Source organism: Candidatus Methylomirabilota bacterium (assembly GCA_027293415.1).
In the GTDB taxonomy this organism is placed as follows: domain Bacteria; phylum Methylomirabilota; class Methylomirabilia; order Methylomirabilales; family CSP1-5; genus CSP1-5.
Genome location: JAPUFX010000018.1, coordinates 24939 through 33943 on the forward strand (window position 1 = coordinate 24939; position 9005 = coordinate 33943).

Here is a 9005-nt window from a genome sequence, read left to right on the forward strand (position 1 = left end):
TGGTCGGGGCAGGAGGCTTGGGCCAACAAATCCACATTGCGATCAGCCTCTTCCTCGAAAACCAGCTCCTCACCCTGCTGATTGCCATCTACATTGTCGTCACCGTGGTCGATTATCTGAGCGCTTACCTCCGAAGTCTACTCTAGTGCCGTTCCAACTATTTGCGCCAACCTTCTCGCTGCACTCGATCACGGCCCTTGCAACAAGGCAGGCTGCTCAAATTCGGCCCCTCGATCCTCCTCGGGGTGGTGAGCGGTTCGGCTGAGCTCACCGTCGAAGCCCTGTCGAACCACTTATCAAGTTGGAACGGCACTAGTCACTCTTCCCCCCCCGTCCGCCAGGGTCGGTGGTAGGGATTTCCGGCACAACTCCTGTCCAAGAGAACTCTAGCTCACGTTTCCCGAAGGTCCAAATCACGCGGTATCTCGTTCCAAGCAGTCGCTGGCACAAACCGTGCGACGGTTGAAACCAGCCACCGTTTCCGATGATGCAATCTGTTCCAAAAGTATCCGACACGTGCCTTAGCGGTGTATGATAGTCACGAAAGAAGGTAGCCTAGGAGCAGCGGGCGTGATATTCTGGCGGCGGTCTCGATCGATGGTGCCCTCGTTACGCAGATTCCGGCGTTCGAGCCGATAAGGGACAATCGGTCCCCGAGACCTCTCGCCGCCCCGGGCGGCTATACCCTCCTGAGAGCGGACGGAGGGGAGGATTCCCATGGCGTTCGTACTTGTGGTTGACGCCGATCCAGACAACAGCATTCGACTCCAGAAGGCCTTAGAATTGGCGGGCTATGAGGTCTCGGTGGCGTCCAGCGGAACGTCTGCCCTGACAACGTTGAGGCGGCGCCGGCCAGACCTGGTCCTGAGCCAGTCCGTGGTCGATGACATGTATGGCTCCGAGCTGGTCTCGGACATACGGGGTGACCGCACGAGCAAGGAAATTCCGTTCATCCTCTTCGTCGACCGGGCTGCGCAGATGGGAGTGGCTGCGACCCGAACTGAGGCGGACATGATCCTTCCGGATAACTCGCCCGTCGCCACTATCGTGACTCGCGTGCGCACGCTGTTGCAGCTTCGGGGTGTCCAAGTTGGGGCACCAGCAAGAGACTCAGGTCAGGCAGCAGCCGTGGAGGCCCCAGAAGCGGCACCTGTGCAGACGCTCCAGGGCTCATTGGCAGTCATGGACATGACCGAGGTAGCCCAGGCTGTCTCCATCGGCAGGAAATCAGGGCGGCTCGTGATCTCGTTGCCGGCCGGTGAGGGAGTTATCCTTTTTGAAACCGGTTGGGTTGTGCACGCCGAGTTCGGAGGAGAGACCGGAGAAAATGCATTTAACGCCATCGCGATGACTTCACACCAAGAGCGGAGTGGGAGTTTCTCCTTTACTCCCTTGGGGGCCAAGGAAGCATCCGACCTCCCGAAGACGATTCAGAAGGATTTAGAAACCTTGCTCCTCAACGTCGCCGTGGAGATCGACGAGGTCGAAAGGGACAAGGGAAGCTGAGCGGCGATCGCGCCGACGCTTGGACCCGTTCACCTCTTTCCCCTCCATCGCACGCCCTTTCCAGCCTCCAGTTTTGCCCTCAGGTCACGGCATCTTTCCGCCATAAGGGGGAAACGCACGCTGCGTTTCCTTCTAACTCCTCCTAAGCACCCCAGGGTTCCGCCAGCCCGGATTATTCACATAGAAGTGAATAATCTGCCCTCCGGGCTTCGACTCCGCCCCGCGTTTGCGGGGCGTCGCTCAGGGCTAGCCTTGAGTCCCGCCGCAGCGGCGGGACGCATTATTCATGAAGACACTCCGTTCGTGAATAATGCGGGCCAGGGGCACTGAGGGGTTGTGGGGGAGGGGCTTCCTTACGCCCGGGGGGTGCTCAGCGAGGCGAAGGCCGAGCACCGAAGGGGGGCCTGACCCCCTAGTACTGACTGTGGACCAATGACCGACGACCGAAAAATGATCCCTTGGTCCCTTACGGTCATCGGATAGCAGTCAACGGGCATCGGTCGCTAGTGCCGTTCCAACTATTTCTACCTACTTTCTCGCTGCACTGGTTCACGACCCTTGCAACAAGGCAAGCCGCTCAAATTCGGCCCCTCGATCCTCCTCGGGGTGGTGAGCGGTTCGGCTGAGCTCACCGTCGAAGCCCTGTCGAACCACTTATCAAGTTGGAACGGCACTAGTTGGTGCGGCACTAGCTTGGGAAGGAAGAGAAGAGGGCCTTAAATTCGCCACCTGGTCAAGGAGCTTGGGAAGAAGGTCCAGCCACGGCCCTTCTGTCCCTTCAACAAATCGAAGGCCGAGCGTGTACCGTTCTGGCTCCTCCGGCCCGTCTGGCTCCTTCTTACACCACCGGATCTCAACAGTAAAATTAATAGCCTGCTCGGTTACCCCGACGGATTCAAACGAGAGATCCAGGATCGTTCCCGGATCGAACTCCTCGGAGACTTGCACCCGCAGGCCGGTCTTGCTGACGTCCAGGAGGTTCACGGGACGGGGGGGATGCCCGTTCTGATGCAGCGCTGTCACGATTCCCAGTCGATCTATCCGGTCCAGGTGGTGGCGCTCTTCCATCCGCCACATGACACTTGTTGGAGGAATGAGGTCACCGAAGAGCTGGGACGCAGACGTGAGGAAGGACAAGCCGACGATGGCCTCTTGCTTGATCCGGTGCAGTTCCGCGAGGGCGGTTTTGGCCTTCTTCTGCGTGGGAGTGAGAAGGGGATCCAAAGATTGGGCTCTCAGGGTAGCAAATTTTGAAAGAACTTCCGGGTCTCCCTTCCGGGCGAGGTACCTTTCGGCTTCGGCCTCGAAGATCTCGATCCTGTCGAGATGGTCATCGCGGAGGGCCTGCTGGTACTCGGCCAACATGGCGGAAGAGGATTGCTCTTTCCAGCGACGGAGGAGTTTTTCCTTCAAGCCGAAGCGGTCGATCACGCGGTACAGATCACGGACAGCCTTTCGCGCCCCTTCGATCAGGTCCTCCTGCTCGGGGTACAGCACAGTCTCGAACTCCTGTTCTTTCTCAATGACTTTAACGCGAAAGTTGTTCAGGAGTTCTTCGGTCTCCTGGAGGAGGACCTGCTGTTTCCCTTTGATCTTCTCTTTTGCATCGGCCGTCGAAAGCCCTTGCACGGCCATGATAGCGCGCACTTCTGCAATGAACTCTTCAAACAGCTGGAGGGATCGACGTGCCATGGCTCTGAGATCGTCCACGGGTAAGGCCTCCGTCACACGTTAAAAAACCCGAGCTTACCATCAGTTTCGCAACGTCCATGCCATATTGTCATGGATGCGATGGTGGGGAGTGAACCCCTCGGTCAGGCGGTCCCGAGACAAAGGGGAAAGCGGCACCCTCCTTGCATAGTGAAGCTGATCGACCCTACCGATCCAACATGGAAGAGGGGCATGGAGGGGGTGCAAATCTCCGAATTCAGACACTGAAGTATGCCGGACGCGAAATCCGCCTACCGCGATGGACCGTCTGAAAATCTTCCCAATTTGCGTGGAGTGAAATCCTACCTCTGATTGAGCAGGCGAAGACCAGCCGAGGCAACGGGAGACCTGGAGGAGGAAGATGGGAACGATCGTGCGGGGCCGCCTCACGGATGTGAATAAGGAGTTGTGGCTGGTCCTTTCACTGTTTTTCCTGGCTGGGGTGATGAATTTCTTGATCGCCTCACACCGCATGGTGCTCGGGTTCTACGTTGTTCCTACCCTATTCTCAGCCTATTACTACGGCCGGCGCCACGCCGTGCTGACGGCGTTTGCAAGTCTATTCATGGTCATTTTGCTCGTTTATTATAACCCCGTGTTGTTCAGCACCGTGGGAACAGGCTCCCCCGAAGACAAATGGTATGACATCACGATCTGGGGGGGGATCTTGGTGGTAACCGCCTACGCCATGGGTACTCTCTACGATCACAAGCAAAACCACCTTCGCGAGTTGCGGGAGACCTACCATGGGGTCCTGCTCATCCTGCGCCACTTCATCTCCAAGGACGAGTACACCCAGAACCACTCCTACCGGGTGTCGATCTACGCCGCTAAGGTCGCCTCGTATCTCGGACTCAACTCTGAGCGAATCGAAGATGTCCGCGCGGCTGCGTTGCTGCATGATATTGGCAAGCTGGATATCAGCAGGGAAATCCTCTACAAAGCGGCGCGTCTGACCCAGGAAGAGTTCGAGGAGATGAAGCGCCATGTGGAGAAGGGGGTAGGTATGCTTGAGTCAGTAGGTGGCTCGCTGCGCCGGGTACTCCCCATCATCTTGTCCCACCATGACCGATTCGATGGATCTGGCTACCACCCCACCAGTGGGAATGATATTCCGCTGGAGGCACGCATCATTGCGGTAGCGGATGTGTACGACTCTCTCACGAGTGATCGGCCGTACCGGAAGGCCATGTCGCCCTTCGATGCCAAAGAGGTCGTCACCAAGGAGTCGGGAACTGAATTTGACCCACAGGTGGTTGATGCATTCTTAGCCGCGTTCCGCAGAGGTGAAATGGAAGTCCCGGAGGTTCTGGTGTAGCGCGATGGGAGGACATGGAATCTATCGTATCGAATAGGAAAGGTCGTTGAGAAGGATGAGTGGATGGCCACGGAACATTTCATAGCCGACCAGCAGGAGGATAGATGGCGACCATCCTGATCGTCGACGATGAGCCGATGCTGCGGCAGATGGTCCGGGAGCACCTGGAGAGGCATGGCCTTCAGATCGAGGAGGCGGAAAACGGCCAGGAGGCCCTGGAGTTTGCCCACCGGGTAAACCCAGACCTTATCCTCCTTGACATTATGCTGCCGGACCTCGACGGGCTTCAGGTGTGTCAAACCCTCAGGGAGCACGAGGCTACTCGGGCCATCCCGGTGGTGCTCCTCACTTCCAAGGACGGCCTAGAGGATCGGATCCGGGGCCTGGATGCGGGGGCCAACGACTTCCTGACAAAGCCTGTGCAGCCAGGTGAGCTCTTGGCCCGGGTCAAGGCCCATCTGCGTACGCGAGAGTTATGGGAAGAGCTGGAGCAGCGACGGAAGGACTTGGCCCAGCTCCTCGAGCTGTCGAAAGCCGTCGCCTCCACCCTCCGGCCATCGGAAATCTTCCACCTCATTGTCGAGCGTACCGCCCAATTGGTTAGCGCCATGCGCTGCTCGCTCGTCATCGTCGGAGATGCAGAGAAGGGCTATGTCGTCGCTTCTCAGGATAATCCGAGAATCACGCGTCTGCCAATCACACTAGAGCGGTATCCGGAGATTCAGGAGGCAATCCGGCGCCAGCAACCGGTCGTGGTGGAGGATGTGAGCCAGGATCCGCTCATGGCTGGAGTGTGGGACGTGATGGTCCCGTTGGAGTTCCGGACTCTCCTCGTGGTGCCGATCAACCTGCGCGCCAAGGTGGTGGGAACGCTCGTCCTCCGGATGGCGCGCTCGGGCTCTCCCTTTGACACGAGAGAACTGCAACTCTGTCAGCTCATCGGTGAAGTCGCCGCCATCGCCCTGCAGAACGCCCACCTCTTCGAGAGCCTGGAGCATGCCAACCTGAACCTGGAGCAGCTCACGCTGATCGACGATTTGACTCAGGCGTACAACCGTCGCTTCCTCTTCCGAAAGTTAGAGGAGGAAGTGGAGCGCTCCAAGTGGTATGGGCAGCCACTCTGCTGCATCATGCTTGATGTGGACGACTTTAAGGAGGTCAACGATCGTTACGGACATGCCCAAGGGGACGTGATCCTGAAAGAGCTGGCAAACGTGATCCAAGACGTGATCCGGCGGGGGGATGTGCTCGCGCGGTATGGCGGAGAGGAGTTCGTGCTCCTCCTCCCTCAGACAGAGGGGGAGGGAGCCTGGATAGAGGCGGAACGTATCCGGCGGACGATCCGCGAGCATCGGTTTCCCGGGATTGAGCCTCTTCTGCCTTTGACGATGAGCCTGGGGATTGCCAACTATCCTTTGAACTCCATCACGGAGGCGAGCGACCTCCTGAAGCTAGCTGACCGGGCCATGTACGCTGCGAAGCATGCCGGCAAAGACGGCATCGCGTGTTCATGGGCGCCATCGGGGACTTCTGATTGACCGAAACTTCCCTCGAGTGAAACGGATGAGCGATGAGTCAGTCACAGTGGTGCTCGTTGAGAACAGCCCCGGCGAGCGCGTGGCCCAATCGAGCAAGAGGACGATGAGACGAAGCAAGGCCCCGGTCGGGTGAATCCGTCCCACGGATGGCCTCTATGGAGAAGGGGGTTAGGGCTTCGTGATGGCTGGCGGAGGCGTGTGGGAATCGAACCCACCGGCCCGCTTTTGGCAGGCCCACCGGTTTTGAAGACCGGGAAAGCCACCAGGCCCAATCCGCCTCCATCCTTTTAGCTAGCAGAGTTACGATGGGGTGTCAACCCGTTACTACTCTCCCGTTCATGATTTGTCAAGGTTGCAAGAGCCGCTTGGAGGTCCGCCGCCTGCGTATGGGTGTAACGGCGGGTCATGTTCGCCGTCTTGTGACCGAGGAGGTCTTGCACATAGGACGCCGAGACTCCGTTGCGGTTAAGCCGGGAGGCCACGGTATGCCGGAGATCGTGGAACCAGAGGTGGGCAATCCCCGCCGCCTGAATCCCTTTCTTAAGGTGGTAGTGAACAGCCCACTTACTCCAAGGTGTCCCGTCCGGCCTCGTGAACACATGAGCGGAGGTCGCCGCTCCCTTGCGCCGGAGCAGGATATAGTAAAGGGATTCGTTGATCGGCATGAGTCGCTTTTCCCCGCGCTTGGTCGGAGGAAAGTCCAGGACGCGCTCCGCGAGATCAACCTGAGTCCAGGTGAGCTTTATCAGTTCCCCCTCCCTCATACCGGTACAGAGAGCCGCCTGCATAAGATCAACGAAGGCGGGTTTGAGGTGAGGGAGGAGGGCCTTTTCCTCGGCTTCCGTCAATTCCCGATCTCGCCCCGGACCTTCCGGGAGCATCTTAAATTTTCGTTCTCGCCGGAGCCAATCCCACTCGAGGGCCATCCGAAGCATATTGCGGAGCACCGCGAGTTCCCGATTGACCGTCGCCCCGCTCACGCCTTCAGCCTTCCGCTTGCCGATATAGGTACTGATCGCCTCGGCGGTTATGTCCTCGAGGGCCACGCCGTCAAATTGCTTTGCCAGGTTCCGCACCCGTAACTCAATCGTTTCTAAGTCTCGCCCGTAATTCCGTTTGTCCTCCAAGAATGGGGCCACGAGGTCGGAAAAGGTCTTATCTTTTCCCACCCCGAGCAACCCGTTTTTATGATCCTCGTGAAGCTGCCTCTCCCGTATCTTCGCAAGTTTCAAATCCCCCACGATCTCGGACTTATACTTACCGTTGAGCCGGTAGCGGACGCCCCACGCCTCCCGCTCCTCGCCATTCGTGGTCCACTTTCTGCAATATAGTTTGACTGTAAACTCTGCCATTACGCCCTCCCTTTTTCTTAAGCCAGTCCTGGGCCGCCTCTATCATGGCCTCGCGGAGCGTCTTGCCGGCCCACTCCCTACACTCCGTCTCCTGTTCAGGAGTTATACAAGAACGCTCTTGTATTGTCAAGAGGATTTTGCAAAGGCGCTCTCGGAGGTGTATTATCTATGGCATATGGCCAAGAGAAAGAATCCCCATGCTGTAGCCCTTGGTCGCAGAGGCGGCAGGAAGGGTGGCAAGGCCCGATGGGAGGGTGTGTCCTCGGAGGAGCGCAGCAAGATTCTCCGTAGGGCTGCCCTGGCGCGGTGGAGGAAGAAGAAGTGAACAAAGGCGACAAAAGGACCTTTCTCTGTGCTGGCTGTGGAGTCCTTAGCCTCCATATTGCGCATACGGTTGGAGAGGGTCCGCACGAGATAGTAGTCATTCGAGGCAGACCGCCAGGGGTAAAGAGGCCATATGGAGAAAATGTTAAGCTGTTTCATGTAGTCTACAAATGCGTTGGGTGTGGGAAGGATACGTACCTCCTCATCCGACCCCCGGTTCAGGAAATACCAGAAAAAGTTATCCACCAGTTTCCCGTTGGCACTCCCACGACCCATCCCTCAGTCCCGGGACCTGTGAAGGAGGCGGCTAATGAAGCAGAGAAGTGCCTTGCTATCGGTGCAAATAACGCCTGCGGAGTCATGGCCCGCAGGGCGATTCACGCTCTCTGCCAGGATAAGAAGGCTAAGGGAAAGGACCTGCCCAAGCAGCTAAAGTACCTCCATGACAACCAGGTGATAGCCCAAGACCTGCGGGAATGGGCCGATGATCTTCGGATACTGGGGCGTTCCGGTGCACACCCAGAGTGGCCCCAGGTGTCGCCTCAGGAGGCCAAGTACGCAGTCGAATTCCTAAGAGAGATCATCAGATACGTCTACATTAATCCAGCCGAGCGTGCTGCACAGAGGGTAGCAGAAGTGAAAAAGAAGAAAAAGGGAGAAAGGTAAAGGGGGAGAAAAAAGCTGCTGCCACTCTCGACGAGGACCCGATCGTCTTCGGGGAGACAATCGTGCCAGACCCCTCTCGCACGGTGGTGGAATAAACACAAGGACTAGCCACCTTCCTCTCCTCAGCCAACCATCGGGCGGACCATCCTACGGTGCGCTCCAGATGACCTTCCCGGCCGTGCCAAAGAAAACAAGAGAAGATTCACGCCGCTTTTCGACCACCCCTGTTGACTCTGCTTCGAGCGAAACACTACCAAGAACTGCTTTGCCCCTTCCTGGCTTTCCCACGGTGATACGCGCCGAGCCATCAGCATCAACATCTAGTCGGGCTTGGGCTTCGATCCACTCCCCCGTTCTGAGGATTAGGCTCGCTTCTCCTTTAACTAGCACAACTTCAAATGCCACATCCTTTTTAACAAGACTCAGCAAAGATGGGGACACGATGGCATAGTTATGCTTGGCTTCGCCATAGAGATTGAGACTCGGAATACCCCCGTTCACCACAAGGTCGCCGCGGATATTTCCCTTCTCATCCCGAAGAACAAACTTTTCTGCCTCGACCACCTTTGCCACCTTGCCTTGCGTAGCCTG

Annotated in this window: 8 protein-coding genes and 1 tRNA gene; 5 read left to right on the forward strand and 4 right to left on the reverse strand. The window is 57.7% G+C overall.

Annotation, left to right across the window (positions count from 1 at the left end; translation table 11 throughout):
• The first annotated feature begins 17 nt into the window (after nt 1-17).
• Both O6929_01450 and O6929_01455 read left to right on the forward strand, forming a co-directional pair.
• A complete protein-coding gene (locus O6929_01450; protein ID MCZ6479061.1) occupies nt 18-146 on the forward strand; it encodes a hypothetical protein in 129 nt (42 codons plus the stop codon).
• 571 nt (nt 147-717) lie between these two features.
• Complete coding sequence (locus O6929_01455; GenBank protein MCZ6479062.1) at nt 718-1506, forward strand: DUF4388 domain-containing protein; 789 nt, start codon at nt 718-720, stop codon at nt 1504-1506.
• Between the two features lie 657 nt (nt 1507-2163).
• On the opposite strand, the gene O6929_01460 is transcribed toward O6929_01455, so the two are convergent.
• A complete protein-coding gene (locus O6929_01460) occupies nt 2164-3216 on the reverse strand; it encodes a PilZ domain-containing protein (protein ID MCZ6479063.1) in 1053 nt (350 codons plus the stop codon).
• 361 nt (nt 3217-3577) lie between these two features.
• Here O6929_01460 and O6929_01465 point away from each other — a divergent pair, with 361 nt between their 5' ends.
• Complete coding sequence (locus tag O6929_01465) at nt 3578-4534, forward strand: HD-GYP domain-containing protein (protein ID MCZ6479064.1); 957 nt, start codon at nt 3578-3580, stop codon at nt 4532-4534.
• Nucleotides 4535-4638: 104 nt separating this feature from the next.
• Nucleotides 4639-6072, forward strand: coding sequence for a diguanylate cyclase (locus O6929_01470; protein MCZ6479065.1), 1434 nt, complete (start codon nt 4639-4641; stop codon nt 6070-6072).
• A 186-nt stretch (nt 6073-6258) separates the two neighbouring features.
• Here O6929_01470 and O6929_01475 read toward each other — a convergent pair.
• Both O6929_01475 and O6929_01480 read right to left on the reverse strand, forming a co-directional pair.
• Nucleotides 6259-6353, reverse strand: a tRNA-Sec gene (locus tag O6929_01475).
• A 6-nt stretch (nt 6354-6359) separates the two neighbouring features.
• Complete coding sequence (locus O6929_01480; protein MCZ6479066.1) at nt 6360-7424, reverse strand: site-specific integrase; 1065 nt, start codon at nt 7422-7424, stop codon at nt 6360-6362.
• 306 nt (nt 7425-7730) lie between these two features.
• Between O6929_01480 and O6929_01485 the strand changes: the two genes are divergently transcribed.
• The gene (locus O6929_01485) at nt 7731-8414 is read left to right on the forward strand and encodes a DUF4145 domain-containing protein (GenBank protein MCZ6479067.1); all 684 of its coding nucleotides are present in this window, start codon (nt 7731-7733) and stop codon (nt 8412-8414) included.
• A 147-nt stretch (nt 8415-8561) separates the two neighbouring features.
• On the opposite strand, the gene O6929_01490 is transcribed toward O6929_01485, so the two are convergent.
• On the reverse strand, nt 8562-9005 hold a 444-nt coding region (locus O6929_01490; protein ID MCZ6479068.1), incomplete at its 5' end, for a hypothetical protein.